Annotated in this window: 26 protein-coding genes; 4 read left to right on the top strand and 22 right to left on the bottom strand. The window is 69.8% G+C overall.

Annotated features, from left to right (window positions below; all coding sequences use genetic code 11):
* Positions 1-77: 77 nt before the first annotated feature.
* From QC283_RS15390 to QC283_RS15355, 7 genes are all read right to left on the bottom strand, one after another.
* On the bottom strand, positions 78-1820 hold the full coding sequence (locus QC283_RS15390; RefSeq protein WP_279562071.1) for a relaxase/mobilization nuclease domain-containing protein: 1743 nt from the start codon (positions 1818-1820) through the stop codon (positions 78-80).
* Positions 1817-2212 carry a plasmid mobilization protein gene (locus QC283_RS15385; protein ID WP_061446781.1) on the bottom strand — a complete coding sequence of 132 codons (396 nt, stop codon included), beginning with the start codon at positions 2210-2212 and terminating at the stop codon, positions 1817-1819. The genes QC283_RS15390 and QC283_RS15385 overlap by 4 nt, the downstream gene beginning before the upstream one ends.
* Before the next feature lie 584 nt (positions 2213-2796).
* A complete protein-coding gene (locus tag QC283_RS15375; RefSeq protein WP_007491133.1) occupies positions 2797-2988 on the bottom strand; it encodes a hypothetical protein in 192 nt (63 codons plus the stop codon).
* Positions 2985-4661 (bottom strand): hypothetical protein, encoded by a 1677-nt coding sequence (locus QC283_RS15370; protein ID WP_279562069.1) that lies wholly within the window; start codon positions 4659-4661, stop codon positions 2985-2987. Before QC283_RS15370 ends, QC283_RS15375 begins: the two co-directional genes overlap by 4 nt.
* Entirely contained in the window at positions 4658-5299 is a 642-nt protein-coding gene (locus QC283_RS15365) for a WhiB family transcriptional regulator (RefSeq protein WP_279562068.1), read from the bottom strand. Before QC283_RS15365 ends, QC283_RS15370 begins: the two co-directional genes overlap by 4 nt.
* A 160-nt stretch (positions 5300-5459) precedes the next feature.
* Positions 5460-6173 carry a zinc finger domain-containing protein gene (locus QC283_RS15360; RefSeq protein ID WP_279562067.1) on the bottom strand — a complete coding sequence of 238 codons (714 nt, stop codon included), beginning with the start codon at positions 6171-6173 and terminating at the stop codon, positions 5460-5462.
* 2 nt (positions 6174-6175) lie between these two features.
* Positions 6176-7075, bottom strand: coding sequence for a helix-turn-helix domain-containing protein (locus QC283_RS15355; protein ID WP_279562066.1), 900 nt, complete (start codon positions 7073-7075; stop codon positions 6176-6178).
* A 684-nt stretch (positions 7076-7759) separates the two neighbouring features.
* On the opposite strand from QC283_RS15355, the gene QC283_RS15350 reads away from it, so the two are divergent.
* The 4 genes from QC283_RS15350 to QC283_RS15335 all read left to right on the top strand — a co-directional run bounded on the left by QC283_RS15350 (position 7760) and on the right by QC283_RS15335 (position 10726).
* Positions 7760-8212 carry a helix-turn-helix domain-containing protein gene (locus tag QC283_RS15350; RefSeq protein WP_007491144.1) on the top strand — a complete coding sequence of 151 codons (453 nt, stop codon included), beginning with the start codon at positions 7760-7762 and terminating at the stop codon, positions 8210-8212.
* Between the two features lie 180 nt (positions 8213-8392).
* Positions 8393-8947 carry a secondary metabolite protein gene (locus QC283_RS15345; protein ID WP_279562065.1) on the top strand — a complete coding sequence of 185 codons (555 nt, stop codon included), beginning with the start codon at positions 8393-8395 and terminating at the stop codon, positions 8945-8947.
* Positions 8944-10143, top strand: coding sequence for an MAB_1171c family putative transporter (locus QC283_RS15340; protein ID WP_279562064.1), 1200 nt, complete (start codon positions 8944-8946; stop codon positions 10141-10143). The genes QC283_RS15345 and QC283_RS15340 overlap by 4 nt, the downstream gene beginning before the upstream one ends.
* Positions 10133-10726 (top strand): hypothetical protein, encoded by a 594-nt coding sequence (locus QC283_RS15335; RefSeq protein WP_279562063.1) that lies wholly within the window; start codon positions 10133-10135, stop codon positions 10724-10726. Before QC283_RS15340 ends, QC283_RS15335 begins: the two co-directional genes overlap by 11 nt.
* A gap of 105 nt (positions 10727-10831) precedes the next feature.
* On the opposite strand, the gene QC283_RS15330 is transcribed toward QC283_RS15335, so the two are convergent.
* The 15 genes from QC283_RS15330 to QC283_RS15260 all read right to left on the bottom strand — a co-directional run bounded on the left by QC283_RS15330 (position 10832) and on the right by QC283_RS15260 (position 24908).
* Positions 10832-11392 carry a peptide deformylase gene (locus tag QC283_RS15330; protein WP_279562266.1) on the bottom strand — a complete coding sequence of 187 codons (561 nt, stop codon included), beginning with the start codon at positions 11390-11392 and terminating at the stop codon, positions 10832-10834.
* A gap of 95 nt (positions 11393-11487) precedes the next feature.
* The gene (locus QC283_RS15325) at positions 11488-12597 is read right to left on the bottom strand and encodes a hypothetical protein (protein ID WP_279562062.1); all 1110 of its coding nucleotides are present in this window, start codon (positions 12595-12597) and stop codon (positions 11488-11490) included.
* A gap of 1 nt (position 12598) precedes the next feature.
* Positions 12599-14689 (bottom strand): methyltransferase, FxLD system, encoded by a 2091-nt coding sequence (fxlM, locus tag QC283_RS15320; RefSeq protein ID WP_279562061.1) that lies wholly within the window; start codon positions 14687-14689, stop codon positions 12599-12601.
* 18 nt (positions 14690-14707) lie between these two features.
* Complete coding sequence (locus tag QC283_RS15315; RefSeq protein ID WP_279562060.1) at positions 14708-15967, bottom strand: lanthionine synthetase C family protein; 1260 nt, start codon at positions 15965-15967, stop codon at positions 14708-14710.
* Positions 15954-19052, bottom strand: coding sequence for a lantibiotic dehydratase (locus QC283_RS15310; protein WP_279562059.1), 3099 nt, complete (start codon positions 19050-19052; stop codon positions 15954-15956). Before QC283_RS15310 ends, QC283_RS15315 begins: the two co-directional genes overlap by 14 nt.
* A gap of 86 nt (positions 19053-19138) precedes the next feature.
* Positions 19139-19318 (bottom strand): FxLD family lanthipeptide, encoded by a 180-nt coding sequence (locus QC283_RS15305; RefSeq protein WP_279562058.1) that lies wholly within the window; start codon positions 19316-19318, stop codon positions 19139-19141.
* A gap of 37 nt (positions 19319-19355) precedes the next feature.
* Entirely contained in the window at positions 19356-19487 is a 132-nt protein-coding gene (locus QC283_RS15300) for an FxLD family lanthipeptide (RefSeq protein WP_007491158.1), read from the bottom strand.
* 106 nt (positions 19488-19593) lie between these two features.
* Positions 19594-19773 (bottom strand): FxLD family lanthipeptide, encoded by a 180-nt coding sequence (gene fxlA, locus QC283_RS15295; protein ID WP_279562057.1) that lies wholly within the window; start codon positions 19771-19773, stop codon positions 19594-19596.
* Between the two features lie 194 nt (positions 19774-19967).
* On the bottom strand, positions 19968-20435 hold the full coding sequence (locus QC283_RS15290) for a DUF6082 family protein (protein WP_279562056.1): 468 nt from the start codon (positions 20433-20435) through the stop codon (positions 19968-19970).
* A gap of 74 nt (positions 20436-20509) precedes the next feature.
* On the bottom strand, positions 20510-21088 hold the full coding sequence (locus QC283_RS15285; protein WP_279562055.1) for a DUF6624 domain-containing protein: 579 nt from the start codon (positions 21086-21088) through the stop codon (positions 20510-20512).
* Complete coding sequence (locus tag QC283_RS15280) at positions 21085-21735, bottom strand: hypothetical protein (RefSeq protein ID WP_279562054.1); 651 nt, start codon at positions 21733-21735, stop codon at positions 21085-21087. The genes QC283_RS15285 and QC283_RS15280 overlap by 4 nt, the downstream gene beginning before the upstream one ends.
* On the bottom strand, positions 21732-22205 hold the full coding sequence (locus QC283_RS15275; RefSeq protein ID WP_279562053.1) for a LuxR C-terminal-related transcriptional regulator: 474 nt from the start codon (positions 22203-22205) through the stop codon (positions 21732-21734). Before QC283_RS15275 ends, QC283_RS15280 begins: the two co-directional genes overlap by 4 nt.
* A 137-nt stretch (positions 22206-22342) precedes the next feature.
* Entirely contained in the window at positions 22343-23596 is a 1254-nt protein-coding gene (locus QC283_RS15270) for an acyl-CoA dehydrogenase family protein (protein WP_279562052.1), read from the bottom strand.
* Positions 23597-23682: 86 nt separating this feature from the next.
* Positions 23683-24324, bottom strand: a complete 642-nt coding sequence (locus QC283_RS15265) for a GAF domain-containing protein (RefSeq protein WP_279562051.1) — start codon at positions 24322-24324, stop codon at positions 23683-23685.
* Positions 24324-24908, bottom strand: a complete 585-nt coding sequence (locus QC283_RS15260; RefSeq protein ID WP_279562050.1) for a GTP-binding protein — start codon at positions 24906-24908, stop codon at positions 24324-24326. The genes QC283_RS15265 and QC283_RS15260 overlap by 1 nt, the downstream gene beginning before the upstream one ends.
* Positions 24909-24926 lie beyond the last annotated feature (18 nt).

Below are 24926 nucleotides of genomic sequence, written 5' to 3'. Positions count from 1 at the left end.
GGTGACGAGGAGGCCACGACGCATGTCTCGGTACGGCACAGCGGCGATCCGGGGAGCCTGCGTGCCGTCTGGTGTACTTATCGGGCCTGACGCGGTGACTCCTCTCCGCTGCGCCGCCTGCCGGGCGCGGAGGGCCTGGTCGTCGCCCTGCGCGTCGCGGACCGGTTCGCTGCGGTGCTGGTCTCGGGAAGCTGGGAGGCATCGGCGGGCAGGTCGGCTGTCCGTCGCATCCGCCATACGAGCACGTCGCTGATGGAGTCCGCGGTGCCCAGTTCGCGCCGAGCGGCAACGTCGGACAGGAGGGCGGCCGGGTCGTGGCCGGCGGCTTCGGCTTCCGTGATGGTCGCGGCCAGGGCGTACCAGCCGGGTTCGGCGAGGATCTGCTCGGCCAGTTCCGGGAGCGCCTCGCGCAGCAGCGCGGTCTGCCGCTGGAGCATCGGCCGGCTCAGACGTCGGCCGCGCTGGTATAGCACACCGAGCGGCTGGGCCGAGGCGGCCTGGTAAGCGGTGCGCAGGTGTTCGGCAGCTCGGGTGGCGGCTTCTGCCTGCTGGGCGTGGCCCTTCCTGGCGTGCCAGTGCGCGGTGGCGGTGATCAGGAAGAACAGCATGTCGATCGCCATCGCCGTGGTGGCTCCGTCCTCACCGCGGCCGAGGGCCGGGCCGCCCTGGACGAGGTCGCGGGCGGCCTGTCGCAGGGCTCGATCGTGCCCGCGTACGGCGTGCACGTGAGAGCGCGAGGCCCGTTCGAAAGCCGTTGCTGCGTCGCGCAGTTCGCGGCGGGTGTGAGCGGCGGACGTCTTCGCGAGGGCGTCCAGGACCTCGCCGACCGCGGCGATGTGGGCGGCGGCGACCCCGTCCTCGCCGTGGTCGACGACGAGCACGGCCTGCCACACGGCCGATGCCGTGCCGCGGCGCGCGGAGGCCGGACTGCCCGGCCCCGTACGAATCGCTTCCTCCCGCCGGGCCGCAAGCACATCCTGCGCATCACCGGACCACCGCTCGCGGATGCGAGGCAAAGACAGGTCGGGAGCCAGGCGCGCGCCGGGGTAGAACACCGGCTCGCCGTCCTTGTTCAGGTCGTCGGGCAGGGCGACCTTGTATCCGAGCAGGTCACCGGAGGGCGCGGCGCGCTTGCGGATCAGGAGGCCAGCGGCGGCGAGCCGGTCGAAGAACTCCTCGTCGCTTCTCGCGCCGGCCACCGCACGCCGTACGGAGGCACGCAGTTCCTCGCGGGCGGTGCGCTCGCGGCCCTGACGCTGGGCCTTGTGGCGCTCGGCGCTGGTCGGTCGTTGCGCTGCGGTCCCATCCCCGGTGCTGAGCTGCTTGAGTCCGTACTCGGCTTCGATCAGGCGGGCTTCGGCCTGGGATCGCTTGGCGTCGTTGTTGAGTCGGGGGCGCCGGCCGTCTTCGCGGACGAGCGTGGTGATGATGTGGATGTGGTCGTCGGCGTGGCGCACGGCTGCCCAGCGGCATCCCGCCTCGTCGGCGGCCGGAGCGATGCCGGTCGCGGCGACCATGCGTCGGGCGATCTCCCCCCATTGCTCGTCGGAGAGAACCGGGTCGTCGGGTGCGGCCCGGACGGATAGGTGCCAGACGTGCTTGGCCGGGCGGCGCGACTCCGCGAGCGTCTGGACGGGCTGGTCCAGGAGCTGCTGCAACTGTCTCTTCGTAGCTTGAGGATCGCGACCGGGGTCGGGAGCGAAGCTGTCCCATGCCGCCACGAGATGCGGATCGACGTGCTCCTCATGGGTCCCTTTGCCGTAGAGGTAGATGAGCAGGCCAAACGTGTTCGAGCCACGCTTGTGGACGCGAGGGATCAACCGGTTCGCCTTTCGGTGTCGAGGTAGTGCTGGATGAAGGCGTCCACGCGCTGGGTGGCGCGCTGGACGGCGCCGAGTACGGCTTCGGCGTAGGGGACGTCGGCACCGGAGTTGGCGGCCTTAGCTACCTGGTTGACGTTGTTGCCGATGTGGCCGAGGTGCCGGCGCACAGCGAAGAGCTCGTTGTGGACTTCTCGTTGGGCGGCGATTTCCGCCGCCGTACGGTCGAGATCGTGGGCGGCTTTGAGAGCGGCGTGGGCGAGGAAACTGGCGACGCTCATGTGGCACACGGCGGCTGCACGAGCTAGGAGTTGGTACTCGTCGTCGTTCATGCGGCAGCTGGGCTGGCGCATGCGCTTGTTCTCGTCGCGCAGGCGCTCACGCTGTTGCACATGCGGCTTTGAAGGGGCGGTGTGCGTGCAGTGCGCACTGTGGCAGGCGTGCTGGTCCTGCCCCTCGGGATGCGAGCCGCCCTCGGTCGCATCTTCACGGATCGGCGCCCCCCGGTGCCGATCCGCTCCCGCCACTCCAGGGGCGGGCGATGCAAGAGCATTGCTCCCTTCGGGAGCAATGCTCTTGCGATAACTTGCTCGCCCCGAGACCGAGTTGGAGCCGGGATCAGGTTCCGGGGTGGTGCCGTTCTTGGGTGCGTTCGTCATTGCGATTCGGGCCTCGTAGAGCGGGTGCGTTGCTGGATGGTTGCGGCCAGCGCGCGAACTTCGGCTGGGCTGGCAAGGACGCGAACCGGTCTGTTCGGACGGTCCTGGACGAGCCACTGCCCGGTCGGCGTGAGGACGACGGCGTGGAGGAGTTGCCGGCGGACCAAGACGTCCGCCCAGGCACCGGCCTCGGCGGTGGTGGGCCCGGAAAAGCGAGGGGGACGAGGGATCATGGCGTACCTCCTAAGCGGGGCGGTGGCCCGGCGTGGAGCCGGGCCACCTTTACGGATACGGGCCTTGTGCTGGGATTTGCCGGTTCAGCCGCATTCGGGGCAGCGTCCGACGTGGCTGTTGAGCGCGCGGGCCATCCGCTGTTTCGCCGAGGCTGCCTGCTTCGCACTGGACTTCGCCGCCGGCCTGCCCGCATGCCGCTCGGAGTGAGCGAGCATGAATCCGATCTCGCGCTCGTACTCGGCGCGGACCGTCTTGAACTGGTGGCAGGTCTTCATCGGGCGGTGCTCCTCGTCGTCGTGATGTCCGCGTTCCGCAGCTCCTGGAGGACCAGGCCGAGTCGGTCGTTACCGACACCCGTCAGGCCCTGGCGGCGGATGATTTCGCGCAGCTGCACTCGGGTGATCGCGCCGTTGCCGTCCCGTTCGAGCAGAGCCGGCACATGGGGACGCACCTCACGGACAAGCTGGCGCTCGGATTCACCCAGCTCGCGTGCCTGGCGCTCCGTCTGCGATCGGGACCGTGCACGCTTGTCCTTGTTCTTCGTCCGGGAGGTCCTGGTCGGCTTCCGGCGAAGCGGGACCTTGTGTCCTCGGTCCTGGGTGGTCTCGGTCCCGGACTGTGGGGCGGTCGGTCCTCGGTCCTGGGTGGTCTCGGTCCCGGACTGTGGGGCGGTCGGTCCTCGGTCCTGGGTGGTCTCGGTCCCGGACTGTGGGGCGGTCGGTCCTCGGTCCTCGGTGGTCTCGGTCCCCGACTTCGTGATGCCCGGTCTCCGATGAGAATCCGGGTCCTGAGCTGCTCCTTCTCGCGTGCTGTGGTCGGTCCTCATGGTCGCTGCGTCCCGAGCTGCGGCTTCCGGTCCGGCGAGTTCGGTCCCTGGGACCGCACCGTCTTCAGAGGGCTTGGTTCCCGCGGCCGTTCCCGTTGCGTCGCCCTTGGTCCTTGCGCCGACCTCGGCTTCCGGGTTCTCGGGGACGGGGCCCCGAGGAGCCCTCGGTCCTCGGTCCGGGACCGGCTCGTCGGAACCGTCGGGACCGGGGACGGGGGCCGGCACATCCGATGTCGGCTGTACGGGGACCGTGGCCGCCGATGCGCTGCTGTGCGCCGGGGACCAGGGAGAAGGGAGCGGGACCGTGGCGAGCGCCAGCGCGTGTCGCCGAGCGGCGAGCTGGTCGAGCAGCTGCGCCCGCTGGTGAGGGTCGGTGCCGACCGAAGCCCTGCCGACCGCCTTCGACAGGCGTCGCGTCAGCCGCCGGCCGCGACGGCTCTGCTGCTGCTCGGGTGTGCGCTCGGCGAGGCGGGCGGCGAGGGTGACCGCACGGGCGGTGGCCCGGTCCCGGGTGATCTGCGCGGCGTCGCGGTCCCGCGCGGCGATGCCCAGGCGGGACAGCAGCCGCTCGCGTGCCTCCCGGCCCAGGACGGAGATCAGTCCGTTCGAGGCTGCCCCCGGGGTGCGCAGGCGCAGTTCGATGCCCATGGCCAGGTGCCACAGCATCGCCGCCATGACCGGTCCGACGAAGGCGCGGACCGTGCCGCCGATGGGGCCGCTCTCTGCGTAGGCGGGGATCACCTGCACCGTGGTGATCACCCAGACCAGCGTGCCCGGCAGGCCGGGAGCGCCCTGGACGGCGAGGTTCTGCCGTGCCATCAGCGCGGTGGCGAACAGGGCGAGCTCGGCGGCGGCGAACATGCCGGCGCGCTCGGCGGTGCCGGCCATGTCGAGGTAGTCGGCCGCGAACCGCCACGAGGTGTCGGCGCTGTAGGCGGTGCAGCCCAGGGCGGCGACTGCGGCGACCTTGACCGCCGGACCGCCCAGACGCTTCCGCGGGCGGGCTCCCCGGCGCCGGATCGCCCAGGCGGTCAGCACAAGCGCGAGGACGGTGGGCACGACGGCGGCGAGGAGGAGAGGGAAGTCCGAAGTAGCACCGAAGGCGAGGACAGGGTGGGTCATGCTGCCTTTCCGAGAGGGGCGTGCGCCGGGGACGCCGCTGCCGGGCGGCCTGTCGGCTGCTGAGCGCCGGGAGCTGAGGGCGCGGGGGTGCCCTTGGCCTTGGAGGTCTTCTTCCGCTTCTTCTTGGAGCGGGGCACGCCGTGATTGCGGTCGCGGTCGAAGACCTTGTTGGCCGCTTGCCGGAGCAGGTCGCGGGCGTGCTTGTGGCTGATCTGCAGGGCGGCGGCGAGCCGGTCGGGCTGCCAGCCCCGGACGTAGGCGTGGTCGATGGCCACCTGCCGCTCGGCTTCCGTCAGGTGCACGTCGCGTCCCTGGAAGAAGGCGGTCACACGCCGGTAGTCCAGGCGCCGGTGCAGGTTGTCGTGCAGCGGGCGCCGCTCGGCTTCGGTGAGCCCGCCCCAGACGCCCTCCTTGAGGACGTTCTCCAGGGCGAAGTCCAGGCACGCGCGGCGGACGGGGCACCAGCCGCACAGCTCCTTCGCCTCCGCGATCTCCTCGTGATCCCGGGGACCGGGGAAGAACACGGCGTCGGCGTCCTCGACGTCCATGCCGTGGCACGCTCCGCGGACGTGCCAGCTGGTGTCTCCGATGCCGCGCAGGCCGGTGGCCGGCGCGTCGTGGGTGGTGATGTGGCGCAAGGCGAGTCTCCGATGTGCTGCCACACCGGCCGGCTAGCGCAGTGCTCGGCGGGTGCGGCGTCGGGCGCCGGCTGCGGCGCGTGGGCGTGCGCCGCAGCCGGTGCGGGACGGTGAGGTTGCGGCGGCGCAGCGGACGGGATGCACGCGCCGGAGGCGCCGGTCAGGCCAGGGCGGGCTGCTGGGCCTGCTCGGCGTGCTGGGCCTGCTGGGCGGCGAGGTCCACACGGCCGGGGTGCGGGGTGGCGCGCGGCGTGATGGCGCGTACCCCGTCGTTGGGGCCGATCCGGCGGCGCCGGCACGGCTCGCCGACCGGGGCCAGACACCACTCGCACCGCACGCTCAGGGCATCGGGCAGCCCCTGCTCGACGGCGGCTTCGCGTGCAGCCCGGGCGGGCCGGAACGATGCGAGAGCGGCGCGGGCGGCGGGCGGTATGCAGGAGCCGATCTGGTTCAACCGAGCCTGCAGCCTCGGGTTGATCCCCTCCTGGCTGCTGGTGATGGCCGGGGCATACGCGGGCTGCGCCATGCCGGCGGCGACGGCACGGCGGGTGCCAACCAGCTCTGCGGTCCAGGCGGCCTGATCGTCCGGGTCCGCGGACGGTGTGGGGTCCCAGTGGACGGCCAGGCGGTTGCGCCGGTAGCTCTTCCAGGGGCGGACCACGTCCGCGGGCTGGATCTGGTACGGCGAGGCGCGGTAGTGCTGGCGGGCGGCGGCGCGGGCGTCCCAACCGTGCGGGGTGGCCATCGGCACGTCACCGAGCAGCTCGTGCCACTGGGCGAGCTGGTCACGGGCCTCGCCCTCGTCGGTGCGGATGCTGCGGGGGTCGAGTCGGCCGATGTAGGCCAGCAGGGCGGCGATTTCGCGGCGGTCCACGGTCAGCCCTCCGTTCCGGTCGGCTCGTCCAGGGCGGCGAGAAGAGCGGCGGTGTGCTTCTCGGCCCGCGTCATGCCACCGGGCGCAGCGGTGTTCTGGCCGGGCACGGCGTAGAGGTTCGGGCGGCTGGGGGCGTGTTCCCGGGTGATCCAGGCTCGCCAGTCGGCAGCCCAGGCTTCCGCCGGCCTCGGAGCATGGCCAGCCCGGTGTGCACGCCACTTCGCGTCGGCGGCCTGCAGGCCCTGCTCGCCGAGGCGGTCGAGGTGTCCCTGCTGGCGGGCCCAGGTGTGGGTGGCGGGGTCGACCTGCCACTCGGCAGCCGAGGTGACCGCAGCACCACCACTACTGCTGTACCTCCGGTTCAAATCAGGTTCACTACGGTTCTGTGTGCCGGTGGCCGGTACATCGCTGTGCCGGTGGCCGGTACGCCCCTGTGCCGGTTTCCGCCTGGACCTGCCGGTTTCCGGTACTGCCGGTTTCCGAACCCTCGCGGGGGATTCCGGCACCTCACGCGGGCGGATTCCGTACCGCCGCAGCGCCGACAGCCGGAGCTTCGCGGGACCGGCGGGCTCGTCCGGCACCGCCGTGTCGCCCGCCTCCCCCCGCTGCTCTCGCAGCGCCTGGGCGACCGCTTCGGCGGCGAGCGGCAGGCGGTAAACCGTGCTGCGCTGTGGGCCCACCAGGTCGTCGAGCTGTTCCAGCTCGCCGGCCAGGAGCAGGCGTTCGACGGCTTCGCGCACCGTGGAGACCGAGGCGCGCGTGCGCTTGGCCAGGCTGGACAGCGAGGCCCAGGAGATGCACTGATCGTCGGCCACCCGGTCGGCGATCGACAGCAGGACCAGACGCGCGGCCCCTCGGCTGGAGCTGTGCTCCCACACCCACTCGCGGGCTTCGCTGCTCATCGGCCACTCCCGGCAAGCGGGCGGGAGAGGCGACTCGAGGGGACCAGGATGGTGCGGTCCGGCTCGGGGCGCTGAGGCGCCGAGGCGGAGCTAGCTGCCGCGCAGGCCGGACGGTAGGGCCTTTTGCGCAGGGCGGAGCGCATGCAAGAATCTCCTTTGGTGTTGCCACGCTGAGACGCCCCGTGGAAGGGATCAGCGTGGTGATGGTGGCGATCTCCGCCCTTGCCGGGGCGGTACAGTCGTTAAGCGTCCGGCGTCCGGGAGTTGCCGCTCTCGGGCGCCGTCGCTGTGTCCTGGGACCTATGAGGCCCGGAAGTTGTGCACGTCATTGCTCCTGTGCTCGTCCGCGCGGGCGGTCTGCCCGGCGGGGACGACGAACATACGCACGGCTCCGCGTCAAGGTCCAGAGTTGGTTCTTAAACCCTGTAGAAGTCGCGTGAGCTGCTGCGACGGGGGTGGAGCGAGCATGGGCGAGTCCTAGCGCGTACGTAGGTCACGACGGCCGGGCAAGGAGCGCTTACCGCACCCCGTCGGCGTCACATCACTTCAGTGAAGCTGTGATCGAAAACCTACGCCAAAGTGATCCCAGTCTGTCAACACTGAAGTGAAGCGTCTCGGCCTTTGGTCCTGGGAACTACACTGCAGTACAGTCCGGAGTCGGCGTCTAGATGAGAGGAGTCGGTGATGGTGGAGTCCAGCGGGCCGGCGGAGGCGCCCGGCGGCGCGGCCGACGCTCGGCGCTCATTCGCCGACAAGCTCAACCACCTGTTCCAGACCGTGACGAACCCGGAGACCGGCAAGCGCTACACCAATGCCGAGGTCGCCCGGGCGATCTCCGTGTCCGAGAGTGCGATCTCGCAGCTGCGGACCGGTGCGAAGCCCAACCCCACCTACACGACGGTGGAACGACTGGCCGGCCACTTCCACGTCAAAGAGCAGTACTTCTTCTCGGACTACGACGCCGAGGAGGCCGAGAAGGTGCGCGCCTCCATGGAACTCATCGAGGCCGTAGCCGACAGCGACGTCCGCGGCCTTGCGCTTCGAGCCAACGGCCTCTCGGCGGACAGCTTGAGGATGATCACGGATGTGATCAATCAGGCGAGACGGTGGGAAGGGCTCGACAAGCCCGGGCAGTGATGTGACCTCCCTCACCTGGTGGGCGGATTTGACTGGTATGCCGCGCATGGATCTTCAAGATCGCCTTGGGCAACCATCTGTACCTATGCAAAGCTCCGCTAGAACCACGCGGAATGGTGGGTTCCGGTTAGCGCAGGCCGAGTCAGCGCTCATTCGGGGGCTACAGCAAGGATCTCGTCCATGTTCAAGCGGCAATTCGCGCGCAGAGAGGCGCGGCTGAGGCGACTGTGTGAGGAGCAGTTGCGGGGGATCGAGATATCCGATCCCTACGCGGTGGATGAAATATGCCGGCAGCTCGCCGTCAAGCGTGGCCGCCCCCTGCACCTCCACGAATTGCCTGAGACCGGAGGGGCCAACGCTCCCTGCGGAATGGTCCTCTCGTTCGACCACGGGGATTACGTCTTTCACGTCGCGGCTACCAGCGAGCGGCATCGTGCACAAATCGTGCGCCACGAGCTAGCGCACCTGCTGCTCGGGCACGCCGGGAACAACGAGAGCGTCGTCAGGTCTCTACTGGGAGTCCTGCCTGACGGGGTCGACCCCTCTGCCGTGCTCTCCGCTCTCGGCCGGACGAGCTACGACAGCGAGACCGAGTACGACGCCGAAATGGCCGCCTCCTGCCTGGGAGAGCTCTTTCACGATCTTGCCCACTCGGGCCGGGAACGCGGTCGGTCCGGTGCCGTGGCGCGGCTCGACGACGCCCTGGTCCACCCACGGAGGAACCGCCGCTCATGAGTACAGCCACCCTCATCGCCGGCGTCCTCTGGCTGGTGGCTCTGTGGCGACTGCCGTCCCTCCGGCACTCTCGCAAGCAGCGAAGTCTGGCGCTGACCCTGGTGGCTCTCGCAGCTGCCATGACGTTCGAGGTTCCGCCGGTCAAAGAGGCAGTCGATGCCGCCGTCGGCGCAGACGCCAGGCTGTCGCCGCTGCTGAAGCACCTGCTCGGCGTTACCTCGGCGGCATATCTGCTCGACTTCGTCATCGCAGTCGTTCGACCGCAGGGCCTGGCAAGTCGCACCCGGCTGGTGGCCGCCGGCGTGACGTTGCCCCTCATGCTCGCCTTCTACGCCCTGGCCAACTGGACGTCAGGAGGGCCCGTCAGGCTTGGGGAGGGCCGTGGCGCCCTCTTTCCCGTCCTCTACATGACGGTCTTCACGCTGTACATCGGCATCGCCATGGTCGTCGCTACGTGGCTGTTCCTCGGCGGCGTACGCCACAGCCGGACTCTCCTGGGGAAGGCCGGCCTCGGATTTCTGGGCTTGGGAACCCTGCTCGGAAGCCTGTACGCCCTCCAGCGCATCGTCTTCGTGACGGTTCAGCTTGCCTCCGGCACCAGCTATCCAGCCTTGGAGAACCTTCTCTCCACAACGCTCAAGCAAGCCACCGTCCTGTCGGTCGCAGTCGGCGTCTGCTTGCCTCCTCTCTCCGTCGCCGTGGAATACGTCGCCGCGTGGAGCACCCTGCGGAAACTGCGTCCCCTCTGGGTGCAGCTCACGGAAGCAGCCCCGTATGTGGTGCTGGCGACATCTGTAGGCAGGTGGCGTGTCCGCTTCCGGCTGGAACGGTGCGTCATCGAGATCGAGGATGCCTGCCTGGCGCTTCGCGAGTACGTGTCAGTCGACATGCACGCAAAGGCCCGGAGGTTCGTCCGTCAGGAAGGGGTCGCTGCGCAACTCTCTGACGCAGTGGCGGAAGCCTGCTGGTTGCGTGCAGCCGTCCAGAGCGCACGAAATGGGGAACGGCTGCGGGGAGTTGAATATCCACCCCTCGGCGTCACTGGCCGAGACAGAGCGAGCGAACTGTCATGGTTGCGCACCGTTGCCCGCGCGTACCTCTCCTCGCCAGTCGTTTCGGAATTCGTCCGGCAAGAACATTCGTCCGTTTCCCACGAGCAGGACGCTTCGGAAAGGATCTCCTCAAATGACAACTGATGTCCGCCCCAGCGAGTCGCGGCTGGCCCGCCGCATTACAGACTGGCTTGAGCCGAAGAACTGGATCATCGCTGTCACGCTGCTGGTCGGCTGGCACACCGCAAAATGGACAGGTGTTGCTTGGGGTGTGGTCGGCGCCCTCTTCGCGGCCGTCATCCCGATCACCTTCATCAAGTACGGCATTCGCAAGGGTCACTGGGGCGACAGACATGTCGGAGCGAAGCCAGCACGGCTAATCGTGATGGCCGTCATCCTGCTCTCCGTAGCCACCGGCATCGTCCTGATGCTTGTCGCGGGGGCGCCGCGCACCATGGTTGCCCTCATCGTCTCGATGCTCGTGACGCTCGCGATTCTCACCGCGATCACCTTCGCCTGGAAGATCTCCGTCCACCAGGCCGTGTCCGCAGGTGCCTGCGCGATGCTCGTGCAGACCTACGGCCCGTGGATGGCCCTTGGCTTCCTGTTGGTCGTCGTCGTCGGCTGGTCCCGCGTCGAGCTGCGGGATCACACACGCAACCAAGTGATCGCAGGCACCATCCTCGGCACCGTCGTGGCCGCAGCCGTCTTCCACCTGGCGCGCTGATCCGAAGGAGGGGCGTGGTTGAGAGCGACCGCTACGCCTCCCAGGTATCTCACCCGGCTTTCGGGCCCCTGCATCCCCGAGCTCGCGGGTCGGCAGGATCGGGTTTCAGTGCTCATAGGACCAGGCCCGTCCGGTCTGCCGGTACTCGGTCACGGAGATGGGCTGCACTCCGGGGCGCATCCGGGCTGTGTACAGGTGGCCGTCGAGGTGGTCGATATCGTGGTGGACCATACGGGCGAGGCCGCGTTCGTAGTCAGTGGTCACGGTCGTCCCGTCGAGTGTCGTGGTCTCGACCGTGATCCGGAGGGGGCGAGGGACGAGGCCGCGTACGTCGAAGAAGCTCAGGCATCCCTCGTACTGGTCGTCGGTCTCCTGCGAGGCGGCGATGACCCGGGGGTTGAGCAGTACGATCGCGCCCGCTCCTGGCTCGGCGGGCTGGACGACGGCCGCGGCCCGGCGGATGCCGATCTGTGGGGCTGCAATGCCCATGCCCTTGGCGAACGTGTGGACGTCTGCGATGCGCGCCATGGAGGTGAACAGGCTTTCCACGGCTTGCTCGGCGGCCTCACGTTCGGCAGGGAGTGAGAAGGGGCGTGCTGGCTCGGCAAGGACGGAGGCGCCTTCCTGGACTACGCCGAGGTTGCGCATCTGCTCGCTGGGCCGCATCTCGTTCACGAGAACTCCTGTTGATTCGCTTCGTGTTCGCACGGCCAACCGCGGTTGCAGTGGACATACGACGGGGTCGCCGCTCGGGGTGCCGGTCATGCGGGCCAGGCGTTAGCTCGGCAGCTAGCGTGGCGTTGCCAGACACCCGCTGCGAGTGTTGAGGCATCCCGTATGGCCTGATCCAGAGGGTCGGGGATGCTGCCCCGTCCGAGGCCGGCGGAGGCGACGGCAGCGGAGAGTGTTCTGCGCTCGTCCTGGCTCAGCCCTTCGCGGCACACAGGGTGGGTCAGGACATCTCGTGCGAGGTACCCGTCGGGATGCGTCGTCGCTTCGCTGGTGAGACGGCGCATCAATTCGGCTTGTCGGGACTCTGGGGAGAGGTCGAGTAGAACCAGTCCTACACGGGAGCGGAAGACGGCAAGGTCGGGGGCCGAGTCGAGGGCCAGGTAATGCTGCACCATCCTGTTGATCGGCTCGACTGGGTACTCCTCGGCTGCCCTGTGGCAGAGGACGGCAAGGGCTGCCGCGACGGCGTGCTCCCATGGCTCCACCAGGGTGCTCTCGCGTAGGAACTTCAACGCATCGCTGGGCTGCTCGCCGAGGCAGCGGACGAGCACTTCGACTTGGCGCCCGTCGAAGAGGCGCTGGCCCACGCCCCGGTGTTGCCTGCTGCGCGCCCGGGCGTAGTCCCATTCACCTGTTGCGACGAGGGCGCGGGTTCCGTCGCCGTGGAGTACGGCCCACAACCATTGGCACACCTGTTGATGGTCGGAAGCCGACTTCGTGAGGCGCTGGAAGGACGTGGCGCGGCCGTCGATGACCGCTTCCGTCTTTGATCTGACTGCTCGGTTCAGGGAATCGAGCAGGTGATACGCGCCAGTCCCGTCGCCGTCGCGGATGCGTAGTCGGGCCAGGTTGACCAGGGGTTCCAGAGCGTGCCGGGCTTCCTGCGCGCCCAGGGGCTGGGCGCGCAGGACGATCTCGGCGTGGCGCCAGCACAGAGAGCGTGCCAGGTCCGGCATGCCGCAGTCGCTTGCGATCAGTGCCGCCTTGTTCAGGGCGACGGTTGCGGAGGTCACGTTGTCGTCGCGCTCGGCGGCGGCAGCGAGGTCGGTGATTTCGCGGATGCGTTCAGCGAGGGGCGGGCACGCTGGACGTGGCCGTGCAACGAGCGGGAACCGCTTCGCTATCTGGCTGACGTCCATGTCACAGCCATTCGATGACGATGCGGTTCAGCGGGTTGTCGAAGGTGAAGCGGCCGGGCTTCGGCGCGAGCGGGGTCGCGTCGAGCGGCTGAATCTCGAACCCGACGTCGAGCGCCCGGAAGCCCTGGTTCCAGGTGCGGACCTGGTCCGCGACGTCCGAGGCGAGGGCTTCGGCGTCAGGGCCGTGGCCGATGACGCCGAACTCGTACAGGGTGGCGCCATCGGGGGCCTTCTTCGCGTAAGGGCGCCGGGTGAGGTAGGTGAGCGTGCCACCCTCGAAGACCGCGGTCGAGGACGGGTAGGGCGCGGTGACCAGGCCCTTCTCGATGGCCTCGTTGTTGGCGGGCATCCGGCTCAGGCCGTTCGGCATGGCGCAGGCGAGCCACAGCTCCAGGTACTCCGCCGATTCCGGGCCCCGGAAGGTGACGTCTGTCCACGCCTCGGCGCGCGGCTGGCGGAAGATGTCGCGCAGGGCGTCCGCGTCGACCTTCTGGTCTCCGTTGGTGACGAGCGTGACGGTGTTGTCGGTGTCCAGGGGAACGAAGACGCGCGGGTCGTCGGCGATGCCCCGGCGCAGCGGCATGAACGTGTTCATCTGGCTGCCGACGCTGCGCCAGGCTCCGTCCTGGTTCTCGAAGGCGATCGAGCGGGAGACGCTGCCGCGCAGGCGCAATGGGGTGAGGAGCCGTCCGCCGGGGGCGAGCTGGTCGAGCCAGGCGTGCGGAACGCCGTGGGCCCCGACGGTGGCTTCGATCCGGTCGTACGGCGCGTTGGGGGAGTGGCCGACTGCTCCGTCTCCGAGGATTACTTCGACGTTGTGAATGTCGGCGGCGGCCAGTCCGGCGCGGGCGCCGGCCACGATGTCCTCGTCCACGTCGATCGTGGTGACGTGGCCCTTCTCGCCGACGAGGTAGCCGAGGAGTCCGGCGTTGAAGCCGGTGCCGGCCCCCAGCTCCAGGATCTTCTGGCCGGGCTGGACGTCGAGTTGTTCCAGCATCATGGCGACGATGTCGGGCTGGGAGGCGCAGCTGATGGAGCGGCCGGATCCGTCGAACTTCGTGTCCACGGGTGTGTTGCCGTACGCCTTTTCCAGGGGGGCGTTCGGGATGAAGAGGTGGCGGGGTACGGTCCGCAGGGCCTCCTCCACCCGGGGAGTGCGCACGCTCCCGGTCTCGACCAGGTGGTCGATCAGCTGGGCGCGCAGACGGTCGGCGGAGGGGGCTTCGAGGGTGTCACTGTTCACCCCGGTGACCGTAGTGCTCGGCGTCCCCTCGGTTCGGGTGGACGCGGTGTTGTCGCTCGTTCCCATGACTGCCTCTTTCGCGAGTGTTGACAAGGTGTGCTGGTCCTGGGCGGGGAGGCCCAGGCGGTTGAAGTGGAAGATGCCGTGGTGGGCGATCACGGCCCGCAGCCCTCGTTCCAGGCGGCCCTGACGGTTGAGGTCGGCGAGCTGCTGGCCGAACCACTCGAACGTGGCTATCCACTCGGCCAGCGGCGCGAGTCGGCCCTGGGTGACGCTGCGGCTGGTGGTGCTGACGTCGGCGGTCATCAACCGGTGGACAGCGGCCCGGTGCCGTTGTGGACTGCAGACCTCGTCGCTGGGGCGTTCGGCCGCGATCTTCGCCCAGACGTCGCCCTGCTCGTACCAGTCGAGTCCCGCCGCGCGCATCGCCACGCTGAGCAGGAGCACAGCCAGCTCGCGGCGGCCGAACTGGGGACCGGTGACTACCTGCTGGCGGGCCGCCTCCTCCAGCAGGTGACGGCTGTCGTAGTGGAACAGGGTGTGGGCGATCTTCATCGCGGCGGGGCCGCCGAAGGCTGTCTCTTCCGGCTCGTAGATGCCTCGCGTCCAGGAAGCGAGGACGCCGGCGTCGACCAGTTCGTCCAGGGCAGCGTCCAGGGCCTTCGCCGTGTCCGGGCCCGCGGCCCGGTACCGCAACCGCCACCAGGGGTACTTCCGCAGGAAGGACCACTGGGCCAGTTCCGACTCCTGGGCGATCAGCACTGGGAGCAGATGCTCCACGGCGGTGGCCTCCGCGCGGCTCCAGTCGGTGAACCGGATGAGGCGTTGCGGCCATTCGTCCGCTGCCATGTTTCCTCTTCTCGTCGGCTAGTTGATCAGGAAGCAGGTGTCCCACCCGGACGCGGACGGCGTTCCGGTGTGGAAGGAGTGCAGGGCGAGGGCGGTGCCGGCGGCGCCTTCGAGGAGTCCGATGTCGCCGCCGCCGGGAGGGTTGATCAGGGAGTCCGCCAGGGCGCCGGGCGGGGTGTCGGTGATCGGTGCCAGGAGCCGGGGCAGGCAGTCGGTGAGGCCGGGAGTGCGGGCGTCGGTGGCAGCGAGTTGTGTGATGTGCGCCAGGCCGGCGAAGCCGTGGCACAGGGAGACGTCCACGGTCGCGTCGAGTTGGCCGGGGTCGGTCATGGCGCGCAGGAGGGCGAATTCGGCGGCGTGTTGGCGCGCCGGGTCCTTGAGGGCGAGGGCGGCGAGCTGCTGGGCGCGGGCGAATCCTGCGGTGCCGTAGCACCAGGACGGCCGGGATGGTCCGGGGCCGGTCGTGCCGGAGCGTAGTTGCTTACGGGTGATCCAGTACGGCCACCACGGGCCGGCGGGGCCGTCCTGCTGCCAGTGGTCGAGCCAGGCCAGGATGCGGGTGATCGCGTCGAGGTGGCCCTCGACGGTGACGCTGCGGCGGGCTGCGAGGGAGAGCACAGCGAGGGGGCCGCCGATGCCGTGGGCGACGCCGTTGTTGGCGTGCCCTTCCGGATACTCCGGGGAGGTCGTGCCGGAGGGAGCTAGGGAGCTCCACCAGCCGGGCAGAATTTCCCCGTCGTGCTTGACCGGCTCGGTCAGGCGGACCAGGTAGGTCAGAATCTCGCGGACGACGTCGGTATGGACGTCGCGGTGCAGCAGGAGCGCGCCCAGCCCGCTCAGGCCGCGGATCGCGTCGAACTCCGCCAGCGCGGGCATCTCGCCGCGGTCCATGCGTGCGTGGGCGTCCGCGAGCCGGTCCCGGATCGCCTTCGTGACGTACAGGTCGAGGGTGTCCAGGGCGCGGGCGTAGCGTCCGGGGCGGTCGGCGGCGGCGTGCAGGGCGAAGGCGAGCGCGGGCGCCCCGTAGTAGAGGTGGCTGTCCGGGCCGCCGACAGCGGGTTCGGCTGCGGCGCAGGCGAGCCAGTCGTGGGCGCGCTGCCACGGCCCCTGGTCGGTGCGGGCCCGCTCGATGTGCAGCAGGGCGACACCGGCTGCGCCGTGGGCGAGCGACTGCGGCCACCAGCCCTGGCGGTGATGCAGCTCCCGTACGTCTTGCGGCGAGGCGAGCCGCTCGGCGATCGTGTCGGCGGCTGCCCGCGCGCTTTCACGCAGGTTCATGGTGATCTCCTCGGTGAGTCCAGGCCATGGCGGCGGCGTGGGCCAGCCGTACGCACATCCGCTCGTCGTCCTTGTCGATGCCGGCGGCGCGGATGTGGTGGGCGTGCAGCAGCGAGTCGAGAACGAGGTCTAGGTCTATGCCACCGAACGCGTCCAGCTTCTGCCGGTAGCGGGCCAGGGCCGCGTCGCGCTCGCTCCAGGCGCTGGCGATGGCGTCGCCGCCGGGAGCCGCGCGCAGGGCCGCCCAGCCGTCGGCCGGGTCGGCTAGGCGCAGCGCCTGACCGCGCACGGTCCGGTCCATAGGGCGCGGGTCGGTGATCCGGCCGTGGGCGATCAGCCAGTTCATGCCGGCTGCGGTGCTGCCGGTGAAGGCGGCGGCGACGGAGACGAAGTTCGCTGCGGCGAGGACCTGTTGGTGCGGACGGGAGCTTTGGGCGAACTGGACGGCCAGGGCTCGGGAGTCAGCGGCGAAGACGTCCTCGGCCAGGCTCATCAGCGGCCCGGGGCCCCACCGGCCGGTCTCCGGGTAGGAGGTCGCGAACTGCATGTCGGTGAGGAGCCCGGCACGGCGCAGTCCGTTCGCCCAGGCGCTCACGCGCTGCGCGGTGAGGGCGAAGTCCTGCTCGCTGGGGACCGCGATGCGCAGGCGCAGGTGCCAGCGGGGATCGCGGTAGCGCATGTACCACCAGGTCGGCGGCTCGTTCCACTGGCCCAGCAGCGCGGGCAGGTGGTCGGCAAGGATCTCGGGCTGCCGTTCGACGTGCCCGTACAGCTTGACCAGCAGCCAAGAGGCGGCGCCCGGAAGGTGACCGTGGTCGCGGGTGACGAGCTGGTCTGCGGTGACGGGAGGGACGGCCGGCCACTGCGGCGGGTGGACGGCCGTCATCGGGGCGATGATCTCGTGGGACCGCCCGTCGAACCAGCCTTCCTCGGATTCCGCTTCCGTCAAGATCACCGATTCATGAGTGTCCAGGTGGGCGCGCAGCAGCGCGAGGTGCGCGCGCTCGGAGAGGTCCAGCGGCAGAAGCTGGTCGCTCTCGGCCAGCGCGACTTCGTCCGGAACTCGGCGGCGTGCGCGCCACTCGTCGGCCGCCTTGTGCCACTCCCCACAGGAGGCGCGGCGGTCGGGCAGCTCCGACCGGTCCAGTCGCCACCTCGCCGGAGAGAGGATCGCGCGACCGTAGCGCACCCGCGGCAGGTACGGCAGTGCGGTAGCGGACGCCCAGGGGAAGACGGTCAGGACGGCGGTCTGGGCCCGGCTGATCTCGGTGAGGAAGCGTGCGAGCGGCGGCGTGTGGCCGCGCAGGTCCAGCGCGTGCAGCGTCATGGGGTCCAGCAGGCAGGCGCGGGAGAGGGAGACGAGGTAGAGCCTGCGGCGGTCGCAGCCCACGGCGAGGTCGTCGAGCGGGATGGTGCGCGCGTCGACCGGACGGTGCTCCGCCAGGCTGATGACGGCCGGCAGGAGTTCTGTAACGCGGGTGACGTTGGTGTCGCCCCGGTCGAGTGGGGTGAAGGAGACCTGCGTGGGCACCGCGCCGGGCGTATTGACCGGCAGCTCCTCCAGCATGACGGCCACGCGGGCCTGATCGTCTGATGCGAGCAGCCCCAGGCTGCGGCCGATCGTGGTGCCGATCCCGCGGGACGGGGCGATGCCGTGGAGAACGAAGTATCCACTCTCCAGGGCCTCTTGCGAAGCGGCACGGATTCGAAAGCGCAGCTCCGTGTGGGCCGGTACCTGCGGGGCGTTGCGATCTCCGACCGTCAACGTGCGGATCAGGTCCTCGTCCAGGCGGATCTCGTCGCGGCCGTCGAGGACGGCCGCTTGGGCGAGGGAGAGCAGCCGCTGTTCACGGGCGGTCAGGGCCTCACCCTGTTCAGGTTGCGCATCGCGGTATCCGACCGGGAACCCGAGGCCGACATCGGGGTCCACCAGGTCCCGGACTGGGACGAGTGAGTTGATGCCGTACCGCTCGAAGAATCGGTTGTGGAAGTCCTTCCATGCCGGAGTGCCGAAGGGGTACGCGCTCAGCCGGGCCAGCACCGTGGCGGCCTGCTCCGCCTCGCGGGCAACCTGTGGGGGCAGAGTGAGGGAGCAGTCCATGCGAAGGTCCAGCGTGAACGGCTGAGCCTTGACGCTACTCAAGGCGGTCATTTTCCGACGTAAGGCGGTACGCAGGCGCTGGCCGTCCGCCGGGGCCAGTACCTGGTTGTGCTGGGCGATGGCGTCGCGGACCGTCCGCAGGTCGGCCACGAGGTCCGTGGCTGATGGGGCGGCGGCTGCTTCGGCCTGCTCGACCAGGTGGTCCAGGGCGTCGAGGGTGGCAGAGGGCGCGTGCAGGCTGCTGATGAGCACACCGCGTTCGACGAGGCTGCTGACGAGCCCTTCCACCCGGTCCGCGGGAACGTCGGGGAACTTGCTCCTCATCAGTGCGACCACCGCATGGACGGGGACGGGCGAGGCGGCGGCGTCAACGGCGATACGTACGGCGCTGGTGTACCGGAGGGACACTTCGGCCGCCGGGCTGCAGTCGGTGCGGCGTGAGCGGGGCGGGTAGGGCACGATCAGCCGATCGCCCCGTACGGAGATGGTGTTGTTGGCCATCACATGCAGGTGCCGCAGGAGTTCAGGATTTGCTTCCAGACGGGCGATCAGGTCCGCGATCCAGTCGCCGTCGGCACGGATGACGGGTCGGTGCCACTCGCCCCAGGACCATCCCGGTCGTTCCCTGAACGAGGCGGGCGCGATACCGGCGAACAGACCGTTCGGGGTCGCCCGGCCCGTCATACGCAGCAGGTACCGCATGACCGACACCACTGCGCGGCGCAACTGACGGGTCTCGGGACTGGCCACCGAGCACAGGGTCTGAACCTGCTGCGCGAGCAGAGGGCTGGCCTGCTCGATGGAGTCGGCGGCCTCGGACAGCGACCAGACGTCGCGCAGCCACGTCTGCCACCGCACCTCGCAGTCCGGGGTGTCGTCGGTGAGGTCCGGCCACGCGGGAAGCGTCAGCCTTGAGGAACGGGCGGCGCGCACCAGCGCAGTATCCGCGCACCGGTACAGCGGGCCGTCCTTCCGGGAACCCATACACCCTCCCTGGTTGTGGTGTGTTGGGGTGGGTGCCAGCCCGCGCGGCGCAAGGCCGCGCGGGCTGGCAGATCAATGCGCCGAGGTCAGGCCACGTTGGTGGCGCAGGACCCCTGGCAGCTCGGCTTGCAGCCGTCGTCCGTCAGGTTGATCACTGTGACGGAGCCGTCGCCGGACTCCAGGACGCTGATGTCCAGGTCGAACGCGTCACCGCCCGCCGTGGCGGCCGGGGACTGTGCCTGGACCTTGATCGTGTTCGCGTTCATGCAGGTTTCTCCCTACTCGTCGTGCGGTGGAAGATGTTCAGGCCACGTTGGTGGCACACGGGCTGGAGCAGGTGCTGCCGCAGCCGTCGTCGGTGAGGTTGATCAACGTGGCGGAGCCGTCGTCGGACTCCAGGACGCTGATGTCGAGGTCGAATTCGTCGATCTGCATGTGGTGATTCCTCCGTTGTCGTGCGCGGCTCCGATCGAGCCGCGAGGGACGTGCCGCGTGGGCGGCGCCGACAGGACATGGGCGTCGTGCCGGTGGTCTGGTGCGGTCAGGAGCCGCTGGAGATACAGGCGTTGCCACCGCAGGTTGAGCCGGAGCCGCCGTCGGAGGCGATACTCGCCCCGACCGTGCCACCCGATTCGATGACGCTGATGTCGAGGTCGAACGGGTCCTGCGAGGCAGAGGCCGAGGCGGTCCTCATGCCCTGGTCGGTCACCCTGGGAGTCACGGGAATCCTCCTGATTGGTCCGGTGGAACACTTCGATTCGGTGTGTTGCGGTACGGCCGACCCCGGTGGGCGGCAGCTGTGTGGCCTGCGCCAGTCGGGTCCTCGCCGGCCACCTCTTCAGACACGAGCACTGCTGTCCGGAAGAGGAGTGGGGGACGGACACGGAAGTCCGAAAGGTGAACCGAGATATGCCGTCAGGCTGCCGCGGGCTGCGCTTGAGGATGGTTCTTCGCGGCCTGGTCCAGCACCCGGGTGAAGTGCTCGGCCCGCTTGTCTCCCTCGGCCTCCTGAGCGCGGAGGTCGCCGAAGCGCTGCCAGTAGCGCCGGCAGACGTCACTGCTCATGACCATCTCGGCGTAGAACGGCAGCTGTCCGTCGTGGACGCGGCCGAGGCAGTGTCGGAGGCTGAGGGCGCAGATGAGTCGGTTGGCCGACATGAGCTGCATGTACTCCTCGGCCTTCATGTCCTCGGGCTTCCACAGCTCGGCGAGGTCGGCGTTGGTGGACACCCGGTTCAGCCAGTCGAGCTGGTTGCCCGCGAGGAGCGCCTCGTGCCGCTCGGCCTGGTGCCGTGCGTTCTGCCTGAGCCGGGCGGCTCCGACCACGGCGGTCGTGAGGGACAGGGCAACACCGGCAGCGAGGACGGCGGTAGGGAGCTTCATCGATCAACACCCCTTTCGCAGAGCGGAAGTGCGGCATGAAGGCCGAATGGTGGGGACCGCGGTGTTCCGCTTGTTCACGCGGCCTCCGCGAGGACGACGCTCGGGACTTCATCGGTAGAGCCGTTAGGCATGTACCGGCTACGCACCGTCTCCAGTGCGACAGCGATCGGCGGTAGACCGACCGTGGCGGCCCTTCGTTTGTCGACGGATCCCGGCGCGCGCAGTGGGCACAGCTCGATGCGGTCGGAGCGCAGAAGGAGCTGGGTGCCGTACTCCTGGTCCTGGCCGGTGTTGATGAGGGTGCGGTCGTGCAGGTGTGCCCAGTGGTGGACGAGCGCGTCGCCGGCCTCGACCGCACGCCCGAGCAGGATGGTGGCGGCGCGCTGGAAGATGAGATCGTGGTCGCTGTGCAGGGCGATGCTCCAGGCGGCTCGGGCAGCAGCAGGGCCGACGAGGCGGTGGCCTGGCCACTCGTATTCGCCCAGGACGCGGCGCAGAAACTCGGTGTTGGCGTAGTCGGTGTGCCGACCACGGCCGAGTTGGACGTCGTCGAGCTGGTTGCGCACGCGTGTGGCCCGGTGCGCGGCCGATTCCGTGGCGCGGGCGATCAGCTCGCGGGCGATGTCGGGCCGCTGCGGCTTTTCGGTTGTCACGTGCTGCTCCCTTCTTCCGCGGCAAGATGGGGAGCTTGGGTTTGGCAGCTGATTAGTGTGCTGAGTCGGGGGCGGTGCTCGGCGTCCAGTTGGAGGCGGGCGACCCGGTCCCCCTCCCGTCCCGGACCGGAACCCCGCACGTCCCAGCCCATGTCGGTGAGTCGACGTAGCAGGGAGGCGATGGGCTCGGCTTGGAGGGCGTGGCGGGCCAGGATTTCGGCCCGTACGAGCGGGAGGCTCTGCCGGGCGGCGAGGTCGGAGGCCCACAGGGTGATCAGCCGGGTGATGTCGTCGGGTTGCTCGGGCAGGGTGTGGACGTGGCCTAGGCGGAGGCAGGGGCCTTCGCCCCAGCTGAGTCCGGGGTCGCGCGCGGGGACCATGCAGGCGAGCAGCTTTCCGTCCTCGAACAGACCGGCCGACGTCGTGTGCGGGTCGCGGAACAGGGCCGGCACGTCGGCTTGGGCGGGCACGGGGAGGCCGCGCAGGGTGAGCCAGCGCTGCCGGTCCTGCGCGAGGGCAGCGGCTTCCGCGCGCTCGGCGTCCGTACGTAACGTGCGCACCGCGTACACGGCGCCCGGGTACTTCGCTGCGAACGAGGTGGAAGCCGGAGGCTCCTCGTTGGCCAGGGGAGTGGGGGGCCTTCTCACTGGCTCGCTCCGCTCCGCGCCGCCGGGTCGGTGGGCAGCAGCTTCCAGCTGTGGGCAAGGATCACCAGGTGGGTGGTGTCCCGCGCGCCCGTGTCGGCGAGGAGTTGGTCGAGTGCGGCGCGCTGGTCGGCGCGGGGGAGCTTGGCGGCGACGGCGATGTCGCGGGGGTCGCTGTGCTCGGCGACGGCTCGGAGCAGCAGCCGCTGCTCCGGGGTGAGGGATGGCGCTGGCCGGTCCGCCGTGGGTGAGGCCACCTGTTGGGTGGTGAACAGGCGGTGCACGATCACCGGGGGCTTGCAGCGGGGCGGGCAGTGCAGGCTCTCACGGATGTCGCGAAGGTACTGGCGGACGGTCACGGCCGACAGGCTGGTCTCTGCCGCAATCTCCTTGGCCGTGAGGCCGTTCGCGAGGTGCTGGGCGACGCGCTGCAGGGTCGGCGTCAGGGGCGTGATCGGTGCGCTGGTCGTCACGGGCGGGGTCACGGTGTCTCTCTCGGCTGAGTGGATGGTCACTGGGAGGGGTGCCGCCGGTCCCCGCGGGGGACGGGGGCCGGCGGCACGGGCCCGTGCGCGGCGATGGGGAGTCACGGGGTGCCGCGCACGGGGGCTCATGCGGCGGTCGGATCGGGTCGTGCCCAGGCGGCTTCGGCGGCGAGGCGCTCGGACCACTGGATGTGGTCCTCTGCGAAGGCGGCGTCGGCCAGGCGTATGCGCTGGACTTCGCCGGTTCCGGCCGGTGGGTAGGTGTGCTGGATGTCGCGCCACAGGCGCTGGACGATGTAGTCGCCATCGAGGGCGTTGGCGCCGTGCAGTTCCATGGCGTCCTGGGCGGACTGGACGGCCCACTGGTGGCCGAGGTATTTCGAATTGATCAGGTCGGCGTCGCAGGGCAGGCCCTGGTCGAGGAGGTGCACGGCCTGGTAGGCGAGTATCCGGGCGGCGCGCAGGCGGGCTTCCATGCCGCCGACGCGGTCCCGCAGGACCGGCAGGTCGGACAGGGCGCCCTGGTAGCGGGGGCGGGTCTTGAGCCGGGCGGTGGTGGTGTCCACGACGGCTTCGTGGATGCCGAGGCTGACGGCGGCCAGGTTGGGGCGGCCGTAGAGGATGCTGCTGCTCTGGGCCACGGCCAGTCCCTGGCCGATCTCCCCGACCACGTTGTCCTCGGGGACGCGGACGTGATCGAGGTCGAGGCGGCCGGCGGAGAAGCCATGCAGACCGAGCCCGGCACGGTGGTCGGAGACGGAAAGTCCGGGGCGGTCGGCTTCGACGATGAACGCGGTCAGCGCCTGTGAGGTGCTTACTCCCGGCCCGGCGGTGCGGGCGACGACGAGGTGGGCTCCGGCGAGGTGGCTGTTGCCGATATGGATCTTGCTGCCGGTGATCACCCATTGGTTGCCGATGTGTTCGGCGGTGGTTTCGATGCCGCCGATGTGTCCGCCGGCGAGCGGTTCGGTCACGGCGATCGACAGCAGCACGGACCCGTCCGCGACCCGGGGAAGCCAGCGGCCCTTCTGCTCGTATGTGGCGAAGTGCAGCAGAGCGCCCACGGGGATCAATGTGGCTTGCAGGATGGCCGCGGCAGCCGCCGAGACTCGCGCGATGCGGTGGACCAAGACGGTCCTGGCCACGTGTCCGGCGCCCAGCCCGCCGAAGACCGCCGGGACGGTGACGGCGAACCACCGCCGGGCGGCCATCAGGTCGGCGACCTTGCGCTCCACCCTGCCCGGAGCGGCCTCCATCCGCGCGGCGCGTGGCGCGACGTGCTCGGCCGCGAAGGCGTCCGCCTCCTGCCACAGCAGATCGTGGCGGGCGGTGAGGTAGGGACGCAGCGCCGGTGGAGGCGTGGTGGGTGTGGCGGACATGGTCTCCCTCTCCCTGGATGAAGGTCGCAACGCGTGGAGCGGCCGGGGAACGCCTACGGCTCCCGGGTGGGAAGTTGTGGAACGGCCTAGCGGACGGGGGCGCGGGCGATGTGGTCCCTCACCTGTGCACTGGCGTTGATGACGATGTCCCGCAGACGACGTGCCTCGGCCAGGGGCCGCTTCTCGGGGTCGATCACACACACCGTGCCCAGCACCGTGCCGCTGTCGTGGATCAACGGAGCGCCGAAGTAGGAGCGGATCCCGACGGCGTCGACCACCGCGTTGCCGCTGAAGCGCGGGGACGCGTGCACGTCGTGCAGCGGGAGGGCCTTCCTGCGGGCCATGACCTCCGGGCACCAGCCGTGGTCCCGGCTCATGGTGCGGCCGACGATCACGAACCCGCTGTCCGCCGGCGGCTGGTGCAGCCCGACGAAAGTCTGCTCCTCCAGGAACAGGTTGACGAACCCGTACAAGAACCCGGCCTGTTCAGCCATGTTGCGGGCCAGGTCGTCGAAGTCCTCGTTGGCCACCGGGGGCACGCCCAGGCGGTTGAGCAGCTCGTAACGCTGCGCCAGCTCCAGCGACTGCTGAGGCCGCTGGCTGGTGAGGGCGGTGGCGGGCGGGGTGAACGGGCCACGGTTGGTGTCCCGCATGTCGCGCCGAGGCAAGGACCGGGCGGGCGGGGCAGTCTGCGGCATGCGGTAGGGGTCGCTGGGGTGCTGTGACATCAGGCGTCCTGGAGGGTGGTAGAAGGGGCGTGACCAGCGCGATTGGTGGTGGCGGCGCTGTTCACGGCGTGGTCGACGAGGGCCAGCAGAACGCCGGCGACGTGATTCGTCTCGCGGGCGTCGCAGGTGACCACCGGCACGGCAGCGGGAAGTTCGAGAGCGGCGCGGACCTGCTCGGGGTGGTAGCGGTGCACGAACTGGTTGACCGCGACGACGAAGGGCAGGCCGATGTCTTCGAAGAAGCTGACGGGGGTGAAGCTGCTCTCCAAGCGGCGGGTGTCGACCAGGACGACCGCGCCGACGGCGCCGCGGGAGAGGTCGTACCAGAGGTCGACGAACCGGTCCTGGCCCGGCGTGCCGAACAGGAACAGCTCCAAAGGCATCGGCGCGTCGGGCAGGCTCAGGCGGCCGAAGTCGAAGGCGACCGTCGTGGTCTCCTTCGCCTCGATGCCCGCCAGGCTGTCGACGTCCGCGCTCGCCTCGGTCAGGTACTCCTCCGTGCTCAGCGGCGTGATCTCGCTGACGGCGCCCACGGCGGTGGTCTTGCCCGCGCCGAAACCGCCGGCGATCACGATCTTCAGCACGGTCGGCGCACCGGCCTG

Source organism: Streptomyces sp. DH41 (genome assembly GCF_029813785.1).
Taxonomy (GTDB): domain Bacteria; phylum Actinomycetota; class Actinomycetes; order Streptomycetales; family Streptomycetaceae; genus Streptomyces.
Note: the sequence above shows the minus strand (reverse complement) of the source record. Positions and strands in the feature narration are given on the sequence as shown.

What these genes read in the sequence shown, in the direction of transcription:
- QC283_RS15325 (WP_279562062.1), bottom strand. Translation starts at nt 12,597, where the DNA reads ATGGACGTCAGCCAGATAGCGAAGCGGTTCCCGCTCGTTGCACGGCCA.
- QC283_RS15350 (WP_007491144.1), top strand. Translation starts at nt 7,760, where the DNA reads ATGGTGGAGTCCAGCGGGCCGGCGGAGGCGCCCGGCGGCGCGGCCGAC.
- QC283_RS15315 (WP_279562060.1), bottom strand. Translation starts at nt 15,967, where the DNA reads ATGAACCTGCGTGAAAGCGCGCGGGCAGCCGCCGACACGATCGCCGAG.
- QC283_RS15330 (WP_279562266.1), bottom strand. Translation starts at nt 11,392, where the DNA reads ATGCGGCCCAGCGAGCAGATGCGCAACCTCGGCGTAGTCCAGGAAGGC.
- QC283_RS15370 (WP_279562069.1), bottom strand. Translation starts at nt 4,661, where the DNA reads ATGACCCACCCTGTCCTCGCCTTCGGTGCTACTTCGGACTTCCCTCTC.
- QC283_RS15265 (WP_279562051.1), bottom strand. Translation starts at nt 24,324, where the DNA reads ATGTCACAGCACCCCAGCGACCCCTACCGCATGCCGCAGACTGCCCCG.
- QC283_RS15340 (WP_279562064.1), top strand. Translation starts at nt 8,944, where the DNA reads ATGAGTACAGCCACCCTCATCGCCGGCGTCCTCTGGCTGGTGGCTCTG.
- QC283_RS15310 (WP_279562059.1), bottom strand. Translation starts at nt 19,052, where the DNA reads ATGGGTTCCCGGAAGGACGGCCCGCTGTACCGGTGCGCGGATACTGCG.
- QC283_RS15345 (WP_279562065.1), top strand. Translation starts at nt 8,393, where the DNA reads ATGTTCAAGCGGCAATTCGCGCGCAGAGAGGCGCGGCTGAGGCGACTG.
- QC283_RS15355 (WP_279562066.1), bottom strand. Translation starts at nt 7,075, where the DNA reads ATGAGCAGCGAAGCCCGCGAGTGGGTGTGGGAGCACAGCTCCAGCCGA.
- QC283_RS15270 (WP_279562052.1), bottom strand. Translation starts at nt 23,596, where the DNA reads ATGTCCGCCACACCCACCACGCCTCCACCGGCGCTGCGTCCCTACCTC.
- QC283_RS15375 (WP_007491133.1), bottom strand. Translation starts at nt 2,988, where the DNA reads ATGAAGACCTGCCACCAGTTCAAGACGGTCCGCGCCGAGTACGAGCGC.
- QC283_RS15300 (WP_007491158.1), bottom strand. Translation starts at nt 19,487, where the DNA reads ATGCAGATCGACGAATTCGACCTCGACATCAGCGTCCTGGAGTCCGAC.
- fxlM (WP_279562061.1), bottom strand. Translation starts at nt 14,689, where the DNA reads ATGGCAGCGGACGAATGGCCGCAACGCCTCATCCGGTTCACCGACTGG.
- QC283_RS15305 (WP_279562058.1), bottom strand. Translation starts at nt 19,318, where the DNA reads ATGAACGCGAACACGATCAAGGTCCAGGCACAGTCCCCGGCCGCCACG.
- QC283_RS15335 (WP_279562063.1), top strand. Translation starts at nt 10,133, where the DNA reads ATGACAACTGATGTCCGCCCCAGCGAGTCGCGGCTGGCCCGCCGCATT.
- QC283_RS15290 (WP_279562056.1), bottom strand. Translation starts at nt 20,435, where the DNA reads ATGAAGCTCCCTACCGCCGTCCTCGCTGCCGGTGTTGCCCTGTCCCTC.